Annotated in this window: 18 protein-coding genes and 5 tRNA genes; 10 read left to right on the top strand and 13 right to left on the bottom strand. The window is 57.2% G+C overall.

Annotation, left to right across the window (positions count from 1 at the left end):
- Nucleotides 1-10: 10 nt before the first annotated feature.
- From nusA to MTP42_RS04130, 9 genes are all read right to left on the bottom strand, one after another.
- On the bottom strand, nucleotides 11-1,126 hold the full coding sequence (gene nusA, locus MTP42_RS04170; RefSeq protein ID WP_097772526.1) for a transcription termination factor NusA: 1,116 nt from the start codon (nucleotides 1,124-1,126) through the stop codon (nucleotides 11-13).
- Nucleotides 1,127-1,161: 35 nt separating this feature from the next.
- Nucleotides 1,162-1,653: a ribosome maturation factor RimP gene (gene rimP, locus MTP42_RS04165; RefSeq protein WP_097770978.1), complete on the bottom strand. Its 492-nt coding sequence runs from the start codon at nucleotides 1,651-1,653 to the stop codon at nucleotides 1,162-1,164.
- Between the two features lie 177 nt (nucleotides 1,654-1,830).
- Nucleotides 1,831-2,307, bottom strand: coding sequence for a hypothetical protein (locus MTP42_RS04160; RefSeq protein WP_156061964.1), 477 nt, complete (start codon nucleotides 2,305-2,307; stop codon nucleotides 1,831-1,833).
- A 34-nt stretch (nucleotides 2,308-2,341) separates the two neighbouring features.
- Nucleotides 2,342-2,605: a hypothetical protein gene (locus MTP42_RS04155; RefSeq protein ID WP_143405741.1), complete on the bottom strand. Its 264-nt coding sequence runs from the start codon at nucleotides 2,603-2,605 to the stop codon at nucleotides 2,342-2,344.
- 221 nt (nucleotides 2,606-2,826) lie between these two features.
- Nucleotides 2,827-4,068 (bottom strand): aminopeptidase, encoded by a 1,242-nt coding sequence (locus tag MTP42_RS04150; protein ID WP_156068906.1) that lies wholly within the window; start codon nucleotides 4,066-4,068, stop codon nucleotides 2,827-2,829.
- Nucleotides 4,069-4,566: 498 nt separating this feature from the next.
- Nucleotides 4,567-5,988: a glycine--tRNA ligase gene (locus tag MTP42_RS04145; protein WP_154276383.1), complete on the bottom strand. Its 1,422-nt coding sequence runs from the start codon at nucleotides 5,986-5,988 to the stop codon at nucleotides 4,567-4,569.
- Between the two features lie 239 nt (nucleotides 5,989-6,227).
- On the bottom strand, nucleotides 6,228-6,713 hold the full coding sequence (rlmH, locus tag MTP42_RS04140; protein ID WP_249258026.1) for a 23S rRNA (pseudouridine(1915)-N(3))-methyltransferase RlmH: 486 nt from the start codon (nucleotides 6,711-6,713) through the stop codon (nucleotides 6,228-6,230).
- 211 nt (nucleotides 6,714-6,924) lie between these two features.
- Nucleotides 6,925-9,174: a DNA gyrase subunit A gene (locus MTP42_RS04135; RefSeq protein WP_249258025.1), complete on the bottom strand. Its 2,250-nt coding sequence runs from the start codon at nucleotides 9,172-9,174 to the stop codon at nucleotides 6,925-6,927.
- Between the two features lie 158 nt (nucleotides 9,175-9,332).
- Entirely contained in the window at nucleotides 9,333-11,324 is a 1,992-nt protein-coding gene (locus MTP42_RS04130; RefSeq protein WP_097770972.1) for a DNA gyrase/topoisomerase IV subunit B, read from the bottom strand.
- Between the two features lie 326 nt (nucleotides 11,325-11,650).
- Between MTP42_RS04130 and MTP42_RS04125 the strand changes: the two genes are divergently transcribed.
- The 7 genes from MTP42_RS04125 to recG all read left to right on the top strand — a co-directional run bounded on the left by MTP42_RS04125 (nucleotide 11,651) and on the right by recG (nucleotide 15,397).
- Nucleotides 11,651-11,726 (top strand) — tRNA-Phe (locus MTP42_RS04125).
- A 40-nt stretch (nucleotides 11,727-11,766) separates the two neighbouring features.
- A tRNA-Gly gene (locus MTP42_RS04120) sits at nucleotides 11,767-11,842 on the top strand.
- A gap of 30 nt (nucleotides 11,843-11,872) precedes the next feature.
- Nucleotides 11,873-11,946: transfer RNA gene (locus MTP42_RS04115), tRNA-Asp, on the top strand.
- A gap of 36 nt (nucleotides 11,947-11,982) precedes the next feature.
- Nucleotides 11,983-12,058, top strand: a tRNA-Gly gene (locus tag MTP42_RS04110).
- Between the two features lie 29 nt (nucleotides 12,059-12,087).
- A tRNA-Cys gene (locus tag MTP42_RS04105) sits at nucleotides 12,088-12,162 on the top strand.
- Nucleotides 12,163-12,266: 104 nt separating this feature from the next.
- Nucleotides 12,267-13,271, top strand: a complete 1,005-nt coding sequence (locus tag MTP42_RS04100; protein ID WP_186850399.1) for a PDDEXK nuclease domain-containing protein — start codon at nucleotides 12,267-12,269, stop codon at nucleotides 13,269-13,271.
- Between the two features lie 65 nt (nucleotides 13,272-13,336).
- Entirely contained in the window at nucleotides 13,337-15,397 is a 2,061-nt protein-coding gene (gene recG, locus MTP42_RS04095; protein WP_035394160.1) for an ATP-dependent DNA helicase RecG, read from the top strand.
- A gap of 85 nt (nucleotides 15,398-15,482) precedes the next feature.
- Here recG and MTP42_RS04090 read toward each other — a convergent pair whose 3' ends face one another.
- The 4 genes from MTP42_RS04090 to MTP42_RS04075 form a co-directional block, all read right to left on the bottom strand.
- On the bottom strand, nucleotides 15,483-16,019 hold the full coding sequence (locus tag MTP42_RS04090) for a TetR/AcrR family transcriptional regulator (RefSeq protein ID WP_097770970.1): 537 nt from the start codon (nucleotides 16,017-16,019) through the stop codon (nucleotides 15,483-15,485).
- Nucleotides 16,020-16,107: 88 nt separating this feature from the next.
- Nucleotides 16,108-16,617, bottom strand: a complete 510-nt coding sequence (locus tag MTP42_RS04085) for a transcription repressor NadR (RefSeq protein ID WP_005933106.1) — start codon at nucleotides 16,615-16,617, stop codon at nucleotides 16,108-16,110.
- 57 nt (nucleotides 16,618-16,674) lie between these two features.
- Nucleotides 16,675-18,033 carry an alpha-amylase family glycosyl hydrolase gene (locus MTP42_RS04080; RefSeq protein ID WP_215697076.1) on the bottom strand — a complete coding sequence of 453 codons (1,359 nt, stop codon included), beginning with the start codon at nucleotides 18,031-18,033 and terminating at the stop codon, nucleotides 16,675-16,677.
- Nucleotides 18,020-18,175 carry a hypothetical protein gene (locus tag MTP42_RS04075; protein ID WP_156061959.1) on the bottom strand — a complete coding sequence of 52 codons (156 nt, stop codon included), beginning with the start codon at nucleotides 18,173-18,175 and terminating at the stop codon, nucleotides 18,020-18,022. The genes MTP42_RS04080 and MTP42_RS04075 overlap by 14 nt, the downstream gene beginning before the upstream one ends.
- Before the next feature lie 54 nt (nucleotides 18,176-18,229).
- Here MTP42_RS04075 and glgB point away from each other — a divergent pair, with 54 nt between their 5' ends.
- The 3 genes from glgB to tig all read left to right on the top strand — a co-directional run bounded on the left by glgB (nucleotide 18,230) and on the right by tig (nucleotide 23,234).
- Complete coding sequence (gene glgB / locus MTP42_RS04070; protein ID WP_005933102.1) at nucleotides 18,230-20,173, top strand: 1,4-alpha-glucan branching protein GlgB; 1,944 nt, start codon at nucleotides 18,230-18,232, stop codon at nucleotides 20,171-20,173.
- Between the two features lie 140 nt (nucleotides 20,174-20,313).
- The gene (locus tag MTP42_RS04065) at nucleotides 20,314-22,236 is read left to right on the top strand and encodes a hypothetical protein (RefSeq protein WP_249258024.1); all 1,923 of its coding nucleotides are present in this window, start codon (nucleotides 20,314-20,316) and stop codon (nucleotides 22,234-22,236) included.
- A 17-nt stretch (nucleotides 22,237-22,253) separates the two neighbouring features.
- Nucleotides 22,254-23,234: a trigger factor gene (gene tig / locus MTP42_RS04060; protein ID WP_005933098.1), complete on the top strand. Its 981-nt coding sequence runs from the start codon at nucleotides 22,254-22,256 to the stop codon at nucleotides 23,232-23,234.
- Nucleotide 23,235 lies beyond the last annotated feature (1 nt).

Genomic DNA, 23,235 nt, shown 5'->3' with positions numbered 1-23,235 from the left:
ACAGCCGCTCTTACTCAGCGTCCTCGGTCTTGGGCTCGGCAGCCTTGGGCTCCTCGTCCTCGCCGTAGTAGCCGCTCTCGGGACGGATGTCGATGTTGTAGCCGGTCAGGCGGGCGCACAGGCGGGCGTTCTGACCCTTGTTGCCAATGGCCAGGCTCAGCTGCTGGTCGGGCACGGTGACGCGGCAGGAGCGGGTCTCGCCGGGCAGCAGCTCGACCTTGAGCACCTTGGCGGGGCTCAGGGCAGCGGAAATGAACTCGGAGACATCCTCGCTCCACTTGACGATATCGATCTTCTCACCGCCCAGCTTCTCGACCACAGCGGCCACACGGTCGCCGTGGGGGCCGATGCAGGCAGAAACGGGGTTGACGTTGGCATCCTTGCTCCAGACAGCCATCTTGGTGCGGGCACCGGCCTCGCGGCTGATGGCCTTGACCTCAACGGTGCCGTCATAGATCTCGGGCACTTCCAGCTCGAACAGGCGCTTGACCAGGCCCGGGTGGGTGCGGCTGATCATCACGCGGGCACCGCGCTCGCCGCTGACCACGTCCACAACGTAGACCTGCAGGGTCTGGCCCTCGGTGTAGGTCTCGCCGGGCACCTGCTCGTTGCGGGGCAGGATGGCCTCGCCGCCCTTGCCCAGGTCCAGGGCCACAATGCCCTTCTCGTTGTCCACACGGGTAACGGTGGCCTGGATGATATCATGGGCGCGGGACTGGATCTCGCTCAGCTGCTGGCTGCGCTCGGCTTCCCGGATGCCCTGACGGATGACATGCTTTGCGGTCTGGGCGGCAATGCGGCCGAAGTCCTTGGTCTTGAGGGGGGTAACAACGCGGTCGCCGACCTCATAGCTCTTGCGGATCTTCTGGGCCTCGGTGATGCCGATCTCGGCGTGCTCATCGTACCAGTCCTCATCGGCAACAACGTTCTGCACCAGAGCGACGTTGAACTTGCCGCTGTCGGGGTCGATCTCCACCAGAACGTTGTCGTCCTCGACCTCATAGTTCTTCTTGACAGCGATCACGATGGCAGCCTTGATCTTCTCGATCAGGTACTCTGCGGTGATGCCGCGCTCATGCTCCAACATGGAGAGAGCTTCAAAAAAATCATTGTTCGCTGCAGCCATTTTTCAGGTTCCTCCTAAATATCATTCTTTCTCTTTTAATCAAACAGGTCCTCGTCGTCACACAGGCGCACCGTGCTGACGGCGGAAAGCTCGAACTGCATGGGGCCGGCCGGGCCTTCGAGCGTGATGGTATTGCCTTCGCGGGAAGTCAGGAGGCCAGAAAACTCCTTAACACCGTTCTCGTTGGCCCGGTACAGCCTGACGCTGATCTTCTGGCCCCGAACGGCTTCGTAGTGCTCCGGGCGGGTCAGCTTGCGGCCCAGGCCGGGGCTGCCGACTTCCAGATAATAGCTCTGTTCAATGGGGTCCGCCTCATCCAGGATGGGGTCCAGCGCATGGGAGACATCGGCACAGGTGTCGGTGTCCATGGTGGTGCCGTCCGTTTTGTCGATGAGGACACGGAGATACCAGTCCGGCCCTTCCTTTTCAAAGACCACGTCCCACAGGCGCAGGCCCATGCCCTCCACAGTGGGGCGGACAAGCGCTTCGACCCTCTGGGCGGTATTTCCGCCAGACTGCTTCGCCATAAAAACCTCCAAACAAACAAGAAACGCGGACCTTGCGGCCCACGTTTCAGTAAAAGTTATATCGTACTATTAGAATATAGCATACTTCCGGTAATTATGCAAGGGGTTTCGTGAAATTTTGCCTTATCCTTTGCCGTACCACAGCACTTCAAGAATCAAAACCTTCTCACAATCTTCTTATGCATCATAGGTTTCCACTTCTGTTTTTGTATCTCCACACTTGGTACAGACATAATAATAAGTCACCTTGATAAAATCTCTTCCAATCGGCATATTCCGGAATTCCTCCCGGACAACCTTATCAAGATCATAATTATGCTTGCAGGTATCAGGTATAATCGGTTCCGGGGATACATCACATGCTTTTTGTTCTGCCGCTTCAATCAAACGGAACATTTCGCTCGACTGCTGCGCCACATGCTGATTTACATACGCTTCCACTTGCGTAAAATCATAGCTGGAAGTTCTTGAAGTTTCAACAAGTTCTTCTGCCTTTTCTTTTCCCAGAACCAGCTCCAGCATACTGTCAATCCGTTTCTGGGTCTCTGTTTCAAAATATTGATCGATTCTGGAGGTGTCAAACGCCGCAAAAGCCGTTGCACCAACAGATATAACCAGTAAAAGGCTTAATAGCACCGCTGTCAATCGTTTCATAGTTTGCATCTCCTTTCTCTTACCCATATTAATATCACTTATACGTGGTCACAATATATTCTGCACCGCAATTTGTGCAGACATAATACTCCGTAGTAACCGTATATGTTCTACCCGTCTTCGGGTCCGTTTCCGATACACTTGTAGCATACTTAAAGCTATACAAATGGCTGCATACATCCGGTATAATCGGTTCCGGAGATAAATCATGCGGAGCGATATTTCCTTCTGCAAAAGAAATCACGCCCATCGTACATACCATAGCCAAGGTCAATAGGAACATCATCAAACGCTTCATAGCATTTCCATCCTTTCATCTTGTCTTGTGGTTCGGTCAAAGTGCACTTTTTATAGTAAAAGTATAACATCCCCTTTTTTGATGTCAATATTTTTCTTTCATGTGAAATATCTTTTGTGCATTCATACAATTATCGAGTTTCTAGTCGTTCTAAATAAGCAAAAATCCTTACAGACTAATCACAGACTGTAAGGATTTAACGAATTATTTATATTGAACGATTACAGCACCCAGACACCGTTCCGGAACAGTTCCACCACACGGCCGTCACGGCACTTGCCGGTGATATGGCTGTCCTCTGCACCGATCATCACATCCTCATGGATGGTAGACTGGTTCATGCCGCGCTCTTCCAGCTGCTCCTTGGTCAGGCCGGTGCCGCCCTCGGTGGTGCCAGGGTAGCTGGCACCAAAGGCGATGTGGCAGGCAGCGTTCTCATCGAACAGGGTGCTGTAGAACAGCGCGCCGCTGCGGTTGATGGGGCTGGATGCGGGCACCAGTGCCACCTCACCGATATGGCGGGCACCTTCGTCGGTATCCAGCAGCCGGCCCAGCAGGTCAGCGCCCTCCTCGGCCCCATGCTCAACGACCTTGCCATCCTTGAAGGTAACATGGAATCCCTTGATGAGCTGGCCATTGAACACATAGGGCTTGGTGCCGTAGACGATGCCGTCCACCTTATCCTTGTGGGGAGCAGTGAACACTTCCTCGGTGGGGATGTTGGGCAGGAAGAACACGCCCTTCTCGTTCTTGCTGCCGGCGCTCTCCCAGCTGGCCTTCTCGGCCAGGCCCACGGTCAGGTCAGTGCCGTTGGCGCTCTCAAAGTGGACGCTCTCCAGATCAAGAGCATTCATCTTCTCACCCAGACCCGTCAGGCGGTCCAGATGTGCCTTCCACTCGTTGACGGGGTCACCGCCGGTCACGCGGCAGACATCAAAGATGAGCTGCCACAGCTTCTCGATGGCGGCATCCGTGTCCAGCTCGGGGAACATCTTCTTTGCCCAGGGGGCGCTGGGCATGGCGGCAATGGACCACTGCACCCTGTCGTTCATGGTGTACTCCCGCCAGGGAGCCATAAATTTCCGGTTGGCGGCGTTCACACGGCTGATCTTGGCACCATCCAGACCGGCGTAGACCTCGGGGTCATCCGCAATGAGGTGCAGCACGCAGACACTGCCCTCGCTCTCTGCGTAGTCGAGGTAGCGGCGCAGCTGGTAGGGCTTGCTGTCGGTCAGGGCCTCCTCGCTGCCCAGCTCCATCCGGGTGCGGGATACGGCATTGTCGCTCCAGTCCACCTGAACATCACGGGCTCCGGCCTCGAAGCCGCTGCGCACGCACAGGCGGGCCAGCGGGGCAGCCTCCAACGGGCAGCGGATGATCATGGTCTGGCCCGGCTGAGGGTTCACGCCCACCCGGACGATAAAGTCAGCGTATTTTTTGAGCAGTTCATCAAAGTTTTTCACAAAAGGTTCCTTTCTGCCGCAGAATACGGCATGGTTGTTTTGCCCTAAGTATACCCTCTTTTTTCAATTCTGTCCATCGGATAAAAGAAAACAGACGCTTCCGTCGTTGAAAAACGGGGAAACGTCTGCTATACTAACCTTGGGAGTGCTGTCCACATACGGTAAGCGGTCTAACCTTTCCGGCCCAAGCGTCGGGGAGGCGAATATTTTTTGTCGTGCCCCTGACGCTCTGCTGCGAAAGGGGTGATGCTCTATGACGCTATTGGAAACTTTAGCCCTGCTGACGTTGCTTGCAACCGTCGGCTTTGGCGTGTTCGATATCGCATGGAAAATCTTTACACACAAAAAATGACCGCCCTCAGCGTCCAAACCTGAGCGGTCATTCTTTGTGAATAACTTGCCGGGAAGGTACTGACCGTTTGCCGGACAGCACTCTCTTTATCTATAATATACCACAGCCCCGCCGAAATTGCAACGGCGGGGCTGTTTTTATTTGGATCAGAACTCGATCTTGCTCTCGATATAGCTCTTGAGCTCGGAGATGGGCATACGCACCTGCTCCATGGTATCACGGTCGCGGACGGTGACGCAGTTGTCAGCTGCGATCCCCTTGGCCTCGTCACCCACAGTGTCGAAGTCCACGGTGATGCAGTAGGGAGTGCCGATCTCATCCTCGCGGCGGTAACGCTTGCCGATGGAACCGGTATCATCGTAGTCCACCATGAAGTACTTGCTCAGCTCATTGCGGATCTCCATGGCCTTGTCGCCCAGCTTCTTGCTCAGGGGCAGCACAGCACACTTGTAGGGAGCCAGAGCCGGATGCAGGTGCAGGACGGTGCGGACATCTTCCTTGCCCTTGGCATCGACCAGATGCTCCTCATCGTAAGCCTCGCACAGGAAGGCCAGCGCCACACGGTCGCAGCCCAGAGAGGGCTCGATCACGTAGGGGATGTAGTGCTCGTTGGTCTCGCTGTCGAAGTACTCCAGGCTCTTGCCGGAGGCCTCCTGATGGCGGGTCAGGTCATAGTTGGTGCGGTCTGCAATGCCCCACAGCTCGCCCCAGTCGGTGAACGGGAAGGCATACTCGATATCAGTGGTAGCGCGGCTGTAGAAGGCCAGCTCTGCGGGCTCGTGGTCACGCAGGCGCAGGTGCTCCTTCTTGATGCCCAGGCTCAGCAGCCAGTTCTCGCAGTAGTTCTTCCAGTAAGCGAACCACTCCAGATCGGTGCCGGGCTTGCAGAAGAACTCGCACTCCATCTGCTCGAACTCACGGGTGCGGAAGGTGAAGTTGCCCGGGGTGATCTCGTTGCGGAAGGCCTTGCCCACCTGGCAGACACCAAAGGGCAGCTTGCGGCGGGTGGTGCGCTGGATGTTGGCAAAGTTGACGAAAATGCCCTGTGCGGTCTCGGGGCGCAGGTAGCAGGTAGAAGAGCTGTCCTCGGTGACACCGATGGCAGTCTTGAACATCAGGTTGAACTTGCGGATGGGGGTGAAGTCATGCTTGCCGCAGACAGGGCAGACGATGTCCTCGTGGTCGGCGATGAACTGATCCATCTCATCAAAGCTCATGGCATCCACATTGACCTCGGGATGCTCCTCACCGATCAGCTTATCGGCACGGTGGCGGGCCTTGCAGGCACGGCAGTCCAGCAGGGGGTCAGAGAAGCTGGAAACGTGGCCGGTGGTCACCCAGGTCTGGGGGTTCATAATGATAGCGGCATCCAGGCCCACATTGTAGGGGCTCTCCTGGACAAACTTCTTCAGCCATGCTTTCTTGACGTTGTTCTTGAACTCAACGCCCAGGGGACCGTAGTCCCAGCTGTTGGCAAGACCGCCATAGATCTCAGAACCGGGGAACACGTAACCACGGTTCTTGCAGAGATTGACGATCATATCAAGGGTCTTTTCGCTCTGTTCCATTGTAATAACATCCTTTCCGTCCGCGGCTGGCTTGCCGTGTCGTGTGTGTTGTTTCGGGCAGCTTTCCCCACTGCCGCGTATCTCTACTTTATCATGTTTTCTTATATTTGTAAAGCAAAAGGCCGCTGCATTTCTGCAACGGCCCTTTCTTTCTGAGAAACAGGCGGGTTGACGTTTCCCGCATCTCCTAACACCGGGCGACGGCTGCCTGTTCCGTCCTCTGTTTCTCTTTGCAAGTTTTACTTATGATACTTCATACCGGCATTGATGGTACAGGCCCGGTAGATCTGTTCGGTCAACACCAGGCGAGCCAGCTGATGGGGCATGGTGATGCGGCCCATACTGAATCTGAGGGCTGCGGCTTTTTTCACCTCATCGGACAGGCCGTGGGAGGAGCCGATGACGAACGCCACATCCCCTGCCCCGCTGTTTGCGCGGTCGGCCAGGAACTGCGCCAGCTCATCGGAGGAGATCTGCCTGCCCTCAATGCACATGGCAACGATGGCAGCACCCTTGCGGACATTGGAGAGGATGGCTTTTCCTTCCTTATCCAGTGCTTTTTTCACCACAGTATCGGAGGCATTTTTCTCCTCGATCTTTTCCACCGGCAGCTCGATGATCCGGAATGCCGCAAAGGCAGCCAGACGCTTCTGGTACTCTGCCACGCCCTCGGCAAAATATTTTGCGTTCATTTTACCAATACAGATCAGGTCAATATTCTGCATTACAGCTTCCTCTTTTCAGGATAAACGATTTAAAATTGTCTCCGCTACTGCTTGAACTCCCTCAGTCACGGCTTACGCCGTGCCAGCTCCCTCGGAGAGGGAGCCTCTGGCGAAACCGGATACTTTGCAATTCAAGCAAAAGCTTTCCCGCCATGCCAAAGGCCCCATCCTAGAGGGGGCTGTCGAGCGAATGCGAGACTGGGGGAGTTTTTTACAGCATTGTCAGCTGCTCCCCCTCGTCCTCGGCGCGGATGAGCGCGCCGGTGGCGGGCAGGCTGCGGACACGGTAGCGGTGGGGGTTGGCAAGCTCCAGCGTTTCCGCCGGGACGACAGATGCAATGGTCTGGTTCTTTTTCAGGGTCACAACAGCAACACCCTGGCTGTCGCGGGTGGTCTTGGCAGCGATCTGCGCCGTGTTGACCAGCAGCATCCGGCCAGCGCTGGTGCGGATGGCCAGCTCCGTGTCCTCGGGCAGGAAGAGCAGCTTTGCCAGCGGCTCCTTGTCGGAGTAGGCCTTGAGCAGCTTGCGGCGGTTCTGCTTGGTGGCGTAAGAGGCCAGCGGGATCTTTGCGCACTTGCCGCCCGCAAAGAAGAAGAGGACATAGCCGCTGTAATCGCCCGTGATGACCATAGCGAGAATATTCTCACCCTCATCCATTCCCAGACGGCCCGGCAGGTAGATGCCCATCTGGGCCACCTTGCCGTCCTCCAGCTCGTTCAGGCGCACCTTGTACACCTGCTGTTTGTCGGTAAAGAAGAGGGCCTCCACGTTGTTCCGCGTCTCCACCTGATGGATGATCTCATCGCCCTCTTTCAGCTTGTGGGCACCGGCGGTGCGCAGGCTCTGAGGCGGGATCTTTTTCAGGTAGCCCTCACGGGTAAAGAACACGGTAACAGGATAATCCGGGATGGATTCCTCTTCGGCACCGCTCTCCTCCTCGGGCAGATCATACAGGATCTCGCTGCGGCGGGGCTGTGCGTACTTTTTGGCCACATCGTTCAGCTCATTGATGATGATGCGGCGGATGCGGGCAGGCTTTGCCAGAATATCGTTCAGGTCGGCAATGTCCTTTTCCAGCTGTTCGATCTCACCCGTCCGCTTGAGGATATACTCCCGGTTCAGGTGACGCAGCTTGATCTCAGCCACATAGTCGGCCTGCACCTCGTCGATGCCAAAGCCGATCATCAGGTTGGGCACCACCTCAGTCTCCTCCTCGGTGGTGCGGATGATATGGATGGCCTTATCGATATCCAGCAGGATGGCGGCAAGGCCCTTGAGCAGGTGGAGCCGCTTTTCCTTGCCGTGGAGATCGTAGTAGGTGCGGCGGCGGACACACTCCATGCGGAAAGCGGTCCACTCCTGCAGGATCTCCCGCACGCCCATGACCCGGGGCTGACCGGACACCAGCACGTTGAAGTTGCAGCTGAAGCTGTCCTCCAGCGGGGTGGTCTTGTAGAGCTTGGCCATCAGCTTTTCCGGGTCTACACCGCGCTTGAGGTCAAGGGTCAGCTTGAGGCCGTTCAGGTCGGTCTCATCCCGCATATCGCTGATCTCTTTGACCTTGCCCGCCTTGACCAGCTCGGCGATCTTGTCCATGATGGCTTCCACAGTGGTGGTGGGCGGGATCTGCGTGATCTCCAGCATATTCTCGCCGGGCACCACATTGTACCGGGCACGCACCTTAATGCTGCCCCGGCCATTCTCATAGACCTCCCGCATCTGGGCCTCATCGTACAGGATCTGGCCGCCGCCCACGAAATCCGGGGCAGGCATGGTGGTGGAGATATCGTGTTTGGGATCCTTCATCAGGGCCACGGTGGTGGCGCACAGCTCTGCCAGATTGAAGGAGCAGATGTTGCAGGCCATGCCGACTGCAATGCCCAGGGTATTGTTGGCCAGAATGGTGGGGAAGGTCACGGGCAGCAAGGTCGGCTCGGTGGTGGTGCCGTCGTAGTTAGGCACAAAGTCCACGGTCTCCTTATCGATATCCCGGAACAGTTCCTCGCAGACTCCCTCGAGCTTGGCCTCGGTATAACGGGCAGCGGCGCAGGACATATCCCGGCTGTACGCCTTGCCAAAGTTGCCCTTGCTGTCCACAAAGGGCACCAGCAGGCTCTCGTTGCCCCGGCCCATGCGCACCATGGTATCATAGATGGCGGCATCACCGTGGGGGTTCAGGTGCATGGTGCTGCCCACGATGTTGGCCGACTTGGTGCGGGCCCCCTTCAGCAGGCCCATGCCGTACATGGTGTACAGCAGCTTGCGGTGGGCGGGCTTGAAGCCATCGATCTCGGGCAGGGCGCGGGAGACGATGACGCTCATCGCGTAGGGCATATAGTTGGTCTCCAGCGTGCTGGTAATGGGATCTTCCAGCACACTGCCCGCGTTCAGGATCTCAACGCCGTCGCCCAGCTGCGGGCGGACAGGCTTGGTCGTTTTTTTGGTTGTTCGTTTTGCCATTATAGTTCCTCTCCATAGGGAAAAACCCTCTCAGGCTGCTGCGCAGCCAGCTCCCCCGAGGGGGGAGCTTTTGGGGTCGTTCCGCAAAGTTTCCCTCTTGTGCCAGACCTCTCCCTTCGGGAGAGGTGGCATCGCGTCAGCGATGACGGAGAGGGTTCTCAGCTCACATCCAGATCATCCAGATATTCCGCGCCGTGCTGTGCAATATGTTCTTTGCGTCCGGCAAGGTTATCTCCCAGCAGCAGGTCAAACACCCGGGCCGTTTCCTCCACGTCCGTGGGCAGCACCTTGATCAGGCGGCGGCTCTCGGGGTTCATGGTAGTCAGCCACATCATCTCGGGGTCGTTTTCGCCCAGACCTTTGGAGCGCTGGATGGTATACTTTTTGTCGCCAATCTCCTTCAGGAATGCTGCCTTTTCCGGTTCGGTGTAGGCAAAATAGGTGTGATCCTTTGTGGTGATCTCATACAGCGGCGATTCCGCGATATAGACATAGCCCTCGTTGATCAAAGTGGGGGTCAGCCGGTAGAGCATGGTCAGCACCAGCGTGCGGATCTGGTAGCCGTCCACGTCAGCATCGGTACAGATGACGATCTTGTTGTAGCGCAGGTTATCGATGTTGAAGGTGGCAAGCTCCTTGTTGTGCTTGCCGCCCAGCTCCACGCCGCAGCCCATGACCTTGATAAGGTCCACGATGACATCGGACTTGAAGATGCGGGCGTAATCGGCCTTCAGGCAGTTCAGGATCTTGCCGCGGATGGGCATGATGGCCTGATATTCACTGTCGCGGCTCTGCTTGACCGCGCCCATAGCGGAATCGCCCTCCACGATGTAGAGTTCCCGGCGGGAAGCATCCTTGGTGCGGCAGTCCACGAACTTCTGCACCCGGTTTGCCAGATCGATCTGGGTGGAGAGCGTCTTTTTGATGCTCTGGCGGGTCTTTTCGGCGTGCTCGCGGCTCTGCTTGTTCACCAGCACCTGCTGGCAGATCTTCTGGGCCTCCTCCGGCTTTTCAAGGAAGTAGACCTCCAGGTAATGCTTGAGGAAATCAGTCATGGCCTGCGAGACGAACTTGTTCGTGATGGCCTTTTTGGTCTGGTTCTCGTAGCTGGTACGGGTGGAGAAGCTGGACGAGACGTAGACCAGGCAGTCCTGCACATCCTGGAAGCTGATGGCGCTCTCGCCCTTCTTATAGAGGTTCTTGTCCTTCAGGTATTTGTTGATCTGGTAGACAAAAGCCGTACGGACGGCGTGCTCGGGGCTGCCGCCGTGTTCCAGCCAGGAGGAGTTGTGATAGTATTCCAGCAGCTGCACCTTATTGGAGAAGCAGAAGGCAGCGCTCATCCGCACCTTATAATCCGGCTGATCCTCACGGTCACGGCCGGAGGCCTCGCTTTCGCAGCTGAACACCGGGGTCAGGGTATCCTCTCCTGCCACCTCCTGCACATAGTCGGCAATGCCGTTCTGGTAGCACCAGCTCTCCTTCCAGGGCTTGCCGGTGGCGGGGTCCTTCTCCTTTTCGTCCGTAAAGTTCAGGGTCAGGCCCGCGTTGACCACGGCCTGACGGCGCAGCACATCCTTATAGTAGCTGCCGGGCACGTCAATGTCCGTAAACACCTCATCATCGGGCTTCCAGTGGATGATGCTGCCGGTACGGCGGCCCTTGTAGGGCTCCTTCTGCAGGCCGCCCACGTTCTCACCCTTTTTGAAGTCGAGGTGGTAATGAAAGCCGTCGCGGTAGATATCGGCGGTCATCCAGGCAGAGGCGTACTGGGTGGCGCACAGGCCCAGGCCATTCAGGCCCAGGCTGAACTCGTAGTTGTCCTCGCCCTCACCGTATTTGCCGCCCGCGTACATCTCACAGAACAGCAGCTCCCAGTTGTAGCGGCCCTCGCCGTTGTTCCAGTCCACGGGCATACCGCGGCCAAAGTCCTCCACGATCACGCTGCCGTCCTTGCAGCGGGTCACATTGATGGTATCGCCATGGCCATCGCGGGCTTCATCGATGGAGTTGGAGACGATCTCAAAAATAGAGTGGGCGCAGCCCTCCACGCCGTCTGAGCCAAAGATGACGGCCGGGCGCTTGCGCACACGGTCGGCACCCTTCAGCGAAGTAATGCTTTCGTTGCCATATTCCTGTTTTCTTGCCATGCTGTCCTCCGGGCCTGTTCTCTTGTAATGAGCAGGTCGTCAAATCAAAACGCCTTTGCTCTTTCCCTTATAATAAGTATAAGCGATGTGTAAAGAGCAAAAGCGTCGGTGTTCTTTTCTTTTATTAAACCATAGGTTGTATTACTTGTCAATTTCTTCGGGCAGATTTCTTGTCCTCCCGATCCGGCAGAAAAAAGCCCAGAAAGTCATTCTTATTTTGCGCGTTGAAACGCATAAAACGAAAAAAGTTTCAGTTTTTTTCAAAAAATTTGAATTTACCCCTTTACAAAATCAAAATTTCAGGTATAATAATCATCGTCCGGTGCGCCTCTGTAGCTCAGTCGGTAGAGCAGGGGACTGAAAATCCCCGTGTCATTGGTTCGATTCCGATCGGAGGCACCACCTTTCAGAAGAACAAGAATTACTCCTGTTCCTCTGACATGCGGCCGTAGCTCATCTGGTAGAGCGCCACCTTGCCAAGGTGGAGGTAGCGAGTTCGAGCCTCGTCGGCCGCTCCATAACGGAGTGGTAATAATCGCTCCGGATATGGCCCGGTAGCTCAGTTGGTTAGAGCACCAGCCTGTCACGCTGGGGGTCGTCGGTTCGAGCCCGATCCGGGTCGTCTTTCCCTGTGGTGCAAGGGTAAATGCACCAATATGCGGCCGTAGCTCATCTGGTAGAGCGCCACCTTGCCAAGGTGGAGGTAGCGAGTTCGAGCCTCGTCGGCCGCTCCAAATGGAGTGGAAATATTCACTCCAAATATGGTGACGTGGCCAAGTGGTAAGGCAAGGGTCTGCAAAACCCTCATCCACCAGTTCAAATCTGGTCGTCACCTCCAAAAGTTCCCGGAAGCTGCGGCTTCCGGGATTTTTTGTTTTGCTTTTCTTTTCCCCGTTCCCGTGTTACAATGGTGATACTATTTTTGCGAAGGGGGCCGGCAAAGTGCTCTTGAATTCCAGCGAATATCTGAATACCGTTGAATCCATCAAGCAGGAAATTCGCGCGGCGCAGTATCGCGCATCTGTCAGTGTCAACCGGGAGCTTCTGCTTCTCTATCATACGATCGGCAATACGATCAATGCACATAAGACCTGGGGCAGCAAATTCATTGAAAGCCTTTCTGCCGATATCAAACTTGCTTTTCCGGACGCTTCCGGTTATTCCGTTCGGAACTTGAAGTATATGGCAAAATTTGCACTTGCTTACCCTGACGAGGAATTTGTGCAACAGCCTGTTGCACAAATTCCGTGGGGACACAATACCGTTCTCCTGGATAAGCTTTCCTCACCAGAAGAACGCCTATGGTACGCTGAAAAAGTTATTGAAAACGGTTGGTCTCGGAATGTTTTGATTCATCAGATCGAGGGTGGATTATATCAACGTCAGGCCATTGCATCAAAAATCACAAATTTTGAAGCTCGTCTGCCCGCCTCGCAAAGTGAGCTTGCCTTGCAAACGATGAAAGACCCCTATCTCTTTGATTTTATCCCTTTGAAGGAAAATATGCTTGAGCGGGATATCGAGCAGGCTCTTGTCAAAGATGTCACCAAGCTTTTGCTGGAGCTGGGCACTGGCTTTGCTTTTCTGGGCAACCAGTATCATCTGAATGTCGGCGGTGATGATTTTTATATCGACCTGCTGTTTTATAATCTGAGCCTGCGCTGTTATGTTGTGATCGAATTGAAAACCGGTGAATTCAAACCAGAGTATGCCGGACAGCTCAATTTCTATCTTTCTGCGGTAGATGGATTACTGAAAAAAGAGCAGGATCACCCTTCCATCGGCCTTCTTCTCTGCAAAAGCAAGAACGATCTGGTTGCAGAGTACTCCCTTAAAGATATGAGCAAACCCATCGGAGTCAGCGCATACCGTATCACAAGCTGCCTGCCGGAAGAGTTTGAAAAGCAGCTGCCTTCTGTTGAGGATCTTCAAAAGCGGATTTTGTAAGGCAGATTTTTCCCCGTTCCCGTGTTACAATGGGGATACTATTTTTGCGGAAAGGAGGGCCTGCCATGCCCGCTGAACATCACACCACCCTGACCCCGGACACGCCGGTGCGCTACCTCAAGGGCGTGGGGCCCAAGACCGCCGAGCGGTTCGAGAAGCTGGGCATCGTGACACTGGCCGACCTGCTCTGCCACTATCCCCGGCGTTACATCGATTTTTCCCGTCCCTACTCCATTGCCGAGGCCCCGCCAGACACCGAGTGCGTGGTAAAGGCCGAGGTGTTCGCCAAACCTGCCGGGCGCATCCTGCCGGGCGGGCGGCGGATGGAGCGCATCACCGCCGGGGATGATGTTTCCAGCCTGGAGATCACCTGGTTCAACAATCCCTATGCCACCCAGAAGCTGGAGCTGGGGCAGGAATACTATTTTGAGGGCATCGTGACCGGCGGGATGCTTCGCCGTCAGATGGTCAACCCGCAGGTGCGCACAGCGGCACAGATCACCGCCGCTCCCTTCGAGGCCGTTTACCCCCAGACCGAGGGGCTTTCCAGCACTGTGATCGCAAAATGCATCCGGCAGCTGCTCCCCCATGCGGAACTCCTGCCCGACCCGCTGCCAGAGGAGATGCTGAAAAAATACCGCCTGCTCTCCAAGGCCGATGCCGTGCGGGCCATCCACTGCCCTGCCACGGAAGAGGAGGCTTTTGCAGCCCGGCGGCGGCTCATCTACGAGGAGCTGCTGGTGCTCCAGTTGGGCATTGGACGAATGAAGAACCGGGGCAGCGCCTCCACCGGTGCACCCATGCAGCGGCTCGACCCGGCCCCCTTCTGGGCATCGCTCCCCTTCTCCCCCACCGGTGCCCAGCGCCGGGCCGTAGACGAAATTCTGACCGATCTGTCCGGCAGCACCTCCATGAACCGCCTTTTGCAGGGCGATGTGGGCAGCGGCAAGACGCTGGTTGCCGCCGCCGCCATCTGGGCCTGCATCCGCAGCGGATACCAGGCGGCCCTGCTGGCCCCCACCGAGATCCTTGCCGCCCAGCACGCAGAGAATCTGAACCGGATGCTGGCCCCCTTCGGGATGCGTGTGGCCCTGCTGACCGGCGGCATGAAGGCCGCCGCCCGCCGCACCACGCTGGCTGCCATCCGCAGTGACGAGGCCGACCTTGTGGTGGGCACCCACGCCATCCTGAGCGAGGGCGTGGAGTTTGCCCGGCTGGGTCTGGCTGTGGTGGACGAGCAGCATCGCTTTGGCGTGCGCCAGCGCGGAATGCTGGCCGAAAAGGCCGCGAACCCCCATCTGCTGGTGATGAGCGCCACGCCCATTCCACGCACATTGGGCCTGCTGATCTACGGTGATCTGGACATTTCCATTCTCGACGAGCTGCCCCCGGGCCGCAAGCCCGTCAAGACCCGGTGCATCACCGGAAAAAAGCGGCGGGATCTCTACGGCTTTCTTGACCGGGAGATCGGAGCCGGACGGCAGGTATATATCGTCTGTCCCGCCATCGAGGACACGCCGGACGGCGGGTTGAACGCTGTGAAGAGTTACTACGAGGACATTGCCAAAGCCCTTCTCCCCGACCGCCGGGTCGGCCTGATGCACGGTAAGCTCAAGCCAAAGGAAAAAGCCGCTGTAATGGACGATTTCAAAGCCGGCCGGCTGGATGCCCTGGTATCCACCACCGTCATCGAGGTGGGCGTGGATGTCCCCAACGCCACCGTCATGGTCATCGAGAATGCCGAGCGCTACGGCCTGAGTGCCCTGCACCAACTGCGGGGCCGCGTGGGCCGGGGTGCCGCCGAGAGCTGGTGCTTCCTTGTCAGCGACAACACCGCCGAGAGCGTCCAGAAGCGGCTCAAGTTCCTCTGCTCCACCTCGGACGGCTTTGCCGTGGCGCAGTTCGACCTTGAGACCCGCGGCCCCGGCGACTTTTTCGGCAGCCGCCAGCACGGCCTGCCCACCCTGCAGATTGCCGACCTGATGAACGACACCCGCACTCTTCACGCCGCTCAGGCCGAGGCCGCCGCTTTGCTGGCCGCAGACCCCCTGCTGGAAGCGCCGGAGCACAGCCTGCTTGCCGCGCAGGTCGAACAGATGTTCACAAAGGCCGGAGCCATGAATTGAAACAATAAAAAGAACCGGTTTTCATGTATTTTAAATGAGAAAGGCTCCTGCGAAAGCAGGAGCCTTTCTCATTATTACGATTCTGTCATCGGTTCAGGCTTTGCGCCGCTTTGGCGATCACAGCCAGTAGATCGACCAGATGTTCCACATCCATCTGGCCGCTGTTGTTGGCAAAGGCATAGAAGCAGCCCTGCACGCAGAACGAAAGCAGGATGCCCCGGTCGGGGTCCGCTGCAAAGGTGGGGTCTTTGGCCGCCAGACGGTCTCGCAGACCCTTTTCAATGCAGTTGGCAAAGATTCCCTGCCTTGCCCCGGAGAAAAGGATATTCACCGCCTCCTGGTTCTGAACAAAGGCATGGAACAGTTCACGGGTCAGCTGCTCTGTGTGTGCAGCGGTAAGCCCCACATTGGGCACACTGTCCAGAATGACATGGATGAGCTTGTTTTCCAACCGGCTGGACAGCTCATAGATATCCTCATAGTGGGCATAAAAGGTGGATTTGTTCACCTTGGCCAGTGTGCACAGGTCTTTGATCCTGATCTTCTCCAGCGGCTGGCGGGCACGCAGCTCCATGAATGCCTTTTCGATGGCGCGGTCAGTCTTTTCAATGCGGATGTCCAAAATAATCCACCACTTTCATTGTTTCGTTGGATATCCAACGCTTTTCGTTTTTCGGGGATAGACAGTTTGTTCGAGTTTTCTTACAATATCAATAGAGAATCCCTTTCTCTCTCAATGCGGCTTCGATCCTCTGGAATGTTTCTTCATCCGGGCAGCGGAGGGTGTGCAGGTGCACGCCGCCGGTCATCCGGCTGAGCAGGCACTCCGGGGTATTGGCTGCCTGGGTGATAAAGGTGTCCACATCGTATCGGCTGGCGAGGTTCAGGTTGCCCCGCAGCTCGCCGTAAAGCGGGTTTTCCACCGCCACATCGACCACCACGCCTCCCTGATCCACCACCGTATAAAGCTCGGTGCGCATCTCATCGGCGGTTCTGTGCACACAGGCCAGGATGCCGGTGTAGCCGCCGGGGGTCGGGTGGAACTGATACCCGCGCGGGGTGGCCTCGATTTCGGCCCCGCCTGCCCGCAGAAGGGCCACGTCCCCCACCACGATCTGGCGGCTGACCCCCAGCTTTGCGGCCAGTGCACTGGCACTGATGGGTGCGCTGGCCCCATGGAGCTGTTGCAAGATCTTTTCCCGGCGCTGTGCTGCGTTCATTGTTGTTCCCCCTGTCAGCATTTTTCCCTATTATAATAGTGCATGACAGGTGTCCTGTCAATCCAGACGCAGGACCGTGGCGTAATTGGAGGGCAGCTGGACCTTCATCCGGCCAGATGCAAGGCTGACCATCACATTCTCAGCGCCCACGGTATCGGCCAGCAGGTCCGTTGCAGCGTTGGCCTCCACCGGCAGCTGGAATTCCATCTCCGCCGGGCCGTCGCCGTTGTTGAATACGGCCACGAGGGCTTTTCCATCCAGCACCCGGGCAAAGGCATAGCACTGGGTGGTCAGCTGGAGCTCCTTCACCTCGCCCCAGCTCAGGGCCGGGTATTCGGCCTTCAGCCTGCCCAATGCGGCGTACACACTGGTGACGGGGTTGGTGGTCAGGTCATCCCGGAATTTGTCCAGCTCCAGGCAGGGGCGCAGGGGCCAGTCACTGCCCCACTCCTTTTTGCCCTCGATGCCAAATTCGGAGCCGTAGTAGATGGACGGAATGCCCCAAAGCGTGTATACTAGAATTGCAATGTGCCGGATGTGCGCCTTGTTCCGCAGCTTATTGGGCAGGCGCTCCACATCGTGGTTGTCCGAGAAGGTATAAAGCCGGGTGTCGTGGCAGAGCCCCTGCAGGCGGCGCATGGTGTGTGCGATCTCAAAATAGTTGTGGTCGTTGTGGCCGCTCCACAGGCCCTTGTGCAGCTCATAGTTAGTAACGGAATGGAGCATTTCAGGGTTGGCCCAGCGGCTGTAATCGCCGTGGATGACCTCGCCCATCAGCCAGAACTCAGGCTTGACCTCGTTGGCAAGGCGGCGCAGGCCCTTCATAAAGTCGAAGTCCAGCACATCCGCGGCATCCAGCCGGATGCCGTCAATGTCGAATGCATCGACCCAGAAGCGGATGGTATCATAATGGTAGTTCTGCACCTCGGGGTTGCGCTGGTTCAGCTTGACCAGCAGGTTGAAGCCGCCCCAGTTGCCATAAGAAAAGCCGTCGTTGTACTCGTTGTTGCCCCAGAAGTTCACATCGCAGAACCAGTCCTTATAGCGGGAATTCTCGCGGTTGGCCTGCAGGTCTTTGAAGGCAAAGAAATCCCGGCCCACATGGTTGAACACACCGTCCACAATGACCTTCTGGCCCCGGGCGTGGCAGTTGGCCACGAACTCCCTGAACTCCTCGTTGGTGCCCAGGCGGCGGTCCACCCGGCGGTAATCGATGGTATCATAGCCGTGGGAGCCGCTCTCGAACAGCGGGCCGATATAAATGGCCGTGCAGCCCAGGTCTTTGGAGGCGTGCTCGGCCCAGGCGTTCAGCTTTGCGAACGCGCCCGGTGTGGGCTGGCCATCGTTTTCGTGCGCACAGCCGCACAGGCCCAGCGGATAAATGTGATAAAAAACTGCGGTATCATACCATGCCATAGTTACTCTCTCCCATATCATTTCTTCTGCCGCCCAGCAGCGGCAGGCTCAGTATACCACAAACTCCACCAATTGTGTGGATGTTTGATAAATTTTCTGCATAGTCTCTGTTAAAATCAGCAAGTGTGACGATTTTGATCAAAAATTATTGGTAAATATGACCGGGTGTATCCCGTTGAGAAAAGGAGAAATCTGCATGAATTTTCCCACCATCGACCGCTCGTTCTTTGCGGGCGAATGCTTTGATGCCTACCGTGTGCTGGGCGCGCACCCCTGCCGGGATGACTTTGGGCAGGAGGGCTGGCGGTTTGCCGTGTGGGCCCCGGGGGCTGTGGCTGTGGAGATCTGCGGCGGCTTTGACGGCTGGGGGCCGGGCGTTCCCATGCAGAAGGCCGACACCGGCGTGTGGAGCGGCTTTGTGCCCGGCCTTGCCGAGGGAGAGCTGTACAAATACCGCATCCACGGCAAGGATGGCAGCACCGTGATGCGGGCTGACCCCTACGCCTTTTCCACTGAGCTGCGGCCCGGCACGGCCAGCAGGCTGGCCCGGATGGACTTTGCCTTTGACGATTCCAGCTGGATGGAGCGTCGGGACAAGTGCCGCAACCTGCCCCTGAACATCTACGAGCTCCATGCAGGCAGCTGGAAGCACAAGCCCAACGCCACCCGCGAGGACGGCTCGGACGGCTGGTACAATTACCGGGAGCTGGCCCGGGAGCTGATTCCCTGGCTGCTGGATCACCGCTTCACCCATGTGGAGCTGCTGCCGCTGGCAGAGCATCCCTTTGACGGCAGCTGGGGCTACCAGACCACCGGTTACTTCTCTGTCACCAGCCGCTACGGCGACCCCGCCGACTTTGCGGCCTTTGTCAACGCCTGCCACCGGATGGGCATTGGTGTCATCATGGACTTTGTGCCCGTCCACTTTGCCGCCAACGGCGACGCGCTCGCCAACTTTGACGGCACCCACCTCTACGAGTACGACAGCGATGTGGGCCACAGCGAGTGGGGCACCTGCAACTTCAACTATTACCGGCGGGAGGTGTGCAGCTTCCTGAACAGCGCCGCTGCCCTTTGGATGGATGTGTACCACTGCGATGGCATCCGGATGGATGCCATCTCACGCGCCCTTTACTGGCAGGGCGACCCCAACCGCGGCGTGAACGAGGGTGCTGTTACCTTCCTGCGGAACCTGAACCACGGCCTGAACGAGCGCTGGCCCACCGGTATCTACACCGCCGAGGACTCCACCAACTTCCTCAAGGTCACCGCCCCCACCCGCTACGACGGCATCGGTTTCGATTATAAGTGGGACATGGGCTGGATGCACGACACGCTGGATTATTTTGCCACGCCCTTTGGTGAACGGCCCGATGCCTACCACAAACTGACCTTCAGTATGCAGTATTTCTACAACGAGCTGTACCTGCTGGCACTCAGTCACGACGAGGTGGTGCACGGCAAAAAGACCATCATTGATAAGCTGTGGGGCACCTACGAGGAAAAATGCGCCCAGCTGCGCACCCTTTACTTCTACATGTACACCCACCCGGGCAAAAAGCTGAACTTTATGGGCAATGAGCTGGGGCATTTCCGGGAGTGGGATGAGAAAAAGGAGCTGGACTGGGGCCTGATGAAGTATCCCTTCCACGACAGCTTCCAGAAATATTTTGCCGAGCTGGGCCGCCTGTATGCCACCGAGCCCGCCCTCTACGATGGCGAATACAACCCGAACTGCTTTGAGTGGATCGCCTGCGAGAGCCGGGACGAGGGCGTGTACGCCTGGCTGCGGAAGGGCGCGGGCCAGACCATCCTCTGTGTGATGAACACCCAGAATACCGCCCACAAAAAGTTCCCGCTCTACTTCCAGTACCCCTGCGCCGCCGATGAGCTGCTGAACAGCGAGGCTGCCTGCTGGAACGGTGCGGACCGCAGCCGCACCAGACACCTGCACACCACCGATGGCGGCGTGTACGGCCGGGACTACACCCTGAGCGTGGATCTGCCCGCCATGGGCAGCCGGATGTACCGCATCACGCCGGAGGCTCCCCACCCGGAAGCCGCACAAGCCTCTGCCCGCAAGGCCGCCGCCCAGAAGCGCAAGGCCACCATCGCGGCAAAGCAGAATTCCAAAAAGTAATATCGCATTCAAAATATCCCGTCTGCTGAAATGCAGGCGGGATATTTTATCTTCCGGGGGGCTGCCCCCTTGCCTGCGCCGCCCGGAACCATTATACTGTAAGCTGTAATATTGTGGTTCAAAACCGAGGAGCATGTACAATGTCAACGATACTTTCTGAAAAGAAGACCCTTTCGCCCTGGGCAAAAGGCGGCATCGGGCTGGGTGCCGGAGCACTCCTGCTGGTGCTGGTGGGTCTGCTGTTCCCCACTGCAGCGGCGTTCTTCCCGCTGGTGAGCCTGTGGTGCAGCTGTGTGCTGTTCTACTGCGCGCTGTGGGTGCTGCACACTGCCGGTGTGGAGCTGGACTTTTTCCACCGTGCGGTCATCATCGCCTTCTGGGCCGGAGCTGTGCTCTACTTCTATTGGGCGCTGGATCGGCGGCAGTTCATTTACGCCTGGGATTATGTGAACTACATTCAGAAGCAGTTCAATACCGAAGCGGCTTTTGCGCTGGGTCCGGTGGCCGGTTTTAAGTATATCATAAGCACATTTTCTGAAGATTACACCAATTTCATCACTCTGTTCACCGAGTTCCCATTCTGCCTCACCGCAAAAACGGGTGACAGCTACGCTTTTGCACAGGTTTTCTGTGTGCTCCCCAGCCTTATGCTGATGCTGGCTGGTCTCACGATCAAAATCGGGCAGATTCTGGAGGTCAAGAATAAGTTCTGGTATTTTATCATCGGCTTTTCCTGGGTGCTGACCTATCCGTTCCTGCGAATGAGCGCTATGCTGGCACAGCCGGACTGGTTCGGTCTGATCTTCGCTTTTGCCATTCTGCTCCTCACATTGGACTACCGTTTTGAAAAGCTGGAGCCGGGGCGGTTCGTGCTCATCTTCTTGGCAACGGCCGCGATTATCCTGAGCCGCCGCTGGTACTTATATTTTGTGGTGGGCTATTATTTTTCCTATGCGCTTCTGCTCTTTGTAAGCAGTGCAAAGCTCGCAAAACAGGGCCAAAAGGGCCTTGCCCTGCGCCGAGTACGCAACCTCATCCTGTTTGGTGTCTGCGCCATGGCAGCAATGGTGGTTCTGCTCTGGCCCATGGTCAGCAAGATCCTGGCTTTTAACTACTCCGACCGCTACTCGTACTATAATGTCGGCGGCATTGCAGTAGAGCTCTATTATCATGCCATGCGCACCGGCCTGCTGAACCTTATTTTGATCCTGTTTGGTTTGTGGCTCTGCGTCAAGCGGAAAAAGCCCAGCCTGCCTGTGTTGGCGCTGTGTGAGCTGATGCTCAGTATGCTCTTGTTTACCCGAGTGCAGAATTCCGGCTCCCACCAGATGCTGCTGTACGTGCCCGCCTATGTCATTCTGTTTCTCTGCGGTGCGGCGGGTCTGGCAGAGAGTATCGAGCATTTCAAAATACCAAAGCTTTGTTTCTGGGTCTTTACACTGTTGTTCGCCGTGTCGGTGCGGTGCTCCCCGCTCACTGTCATGGCCTTGCCAGAGTTCGTTATCCATGCGTTCCACCCGGCAGACCTTGCTGAGTATCAGCGGCTGGACGAGCTGACCTATGACCGCAAGGACAAACCGCAGATCCAGGCCATGGCACAATGGCTGGTTGAACATCTGGGGGAGGGCGAGGTCGCCTATATGATCCCGGATGACATGCTCTACAATCCCGGCCACCTGCGGAACTGTGACCTGCCCAACCATGCACTGGACGGCAAGTTGCCGGACAGCTTCTCGGTGCCGGGCACCCACTATTTCCCCACCGGTTTCTTTGATGCCAGATATGTGGTAACTGCAGACCCGTTCCCCCTCTCACTGGCTCCGGACACGGAACTGGGCCACCGGTTCAACGCCGTTTTTCTTCAGCTGAGAGAGACTACCCACCAGCAAGTTGCGACCTTCGATATGGGCAACGGCACGGTGTTCACGATCTGGGAACGCACCACTCCCGTGACACGTGAGGAAGTGGAGACCTATCTCCATGAATTTGATGCTGAAAACGCCAAATACCCAGAAATGTTTTCCGCAGTTGCGGAAAACTGGCTGGCTGTTCATGGTTTATAAAAGGAGAGTAAAACGATATGTCCAACAACGCAAAAAATCTACCAGAAGTAAAATTAGGTCAGTACAAGGGGCTGGCTGTCACCCGCCATGTGCGGCCGCTTTCCGAAAAGACCATTGACCAGGAGATGGTCCACCAGACCCGGATGCGCTCCGTCTACCACAACTCCACCGCCCCCGCCAAGCGCGGCAGCCGGGTCCTGCTGGATTTTGTCGGCTTCATGGACGGGGAGGAGATCCCCGACAGCCGGATGGAAAAGGTGATGGTGGTTCTGGGGGACGGCAAGCTGATGCCCGCCGCCGAAGATGCCATCTACGGCCACACCGCTGGCGAGACCTTCCGCTTCGATTTCACTTACCCGGAGCAGTTCCGGGTGGAGGAGCTCTCCGGCAAGACCGCGCAGTTTGAGATCAAGCTGCACTCCGTGGCCGAAAAGACCACCCCGGAGCTGAACGAGGAATTTGCCCGGGCACAGGGCTATGCAGACCTTGCCGCCATGCGCGAGGCCGTGCGGGCCAAAAAGCGGAAGATCCACGAAGATGCCGCCGACCGCGCCGCCGGGCAGGAGCTGCTGGCAAAGGCCGGTGCCAACCTGACCGTGGATCTGCCCGAAGCCATGCTGGACCGCACCGCCGACAACGAGATGCGGATGCTGGAGCAGCGGCTCTCCCGCAGCAACATCACCCTGGAAAAGCACTGCAAGAACAGCCACACCACCGCTGCCGCCCTGCGGGCAGGCTACCGTGACGCTGCCGAGCGGAACCTGCGCTCCATGCTGGCCTCCCGCTCCATTGCCGAGGCCGAGAACATCACCGTGAGCACGCTGGAGGTCAACAACGAGTACCGCCGCCTGTCCCAGCTGCAGGACACCCCGGAGGCCGACATCCGCCGGGTGCTGAGCCCGGACACCCTTGCCGCCGCACTGGTTGCACAGAAAGTCCAGCGTTTCCTGCTGGACAACGCCGACATCACCACTGTGATGGACCCTGAAAAGGAGTGAT

It is taken from the genome of Faecalibacterium sp. I2-3-92 (assembly GCF_023347315.1).
Taxonomy (GTDB): domain Bacteria; phylum Bacillota; class Clostridia; order Oscillospirales; family Ruminococcaceae; genus Faecalibacterium; species Faecalibacterium duncaniae.
Note: the sequence above shows the minus strand (reverse complement) of the source record. Positions and strands in the feature narration are given on the sequence as shown.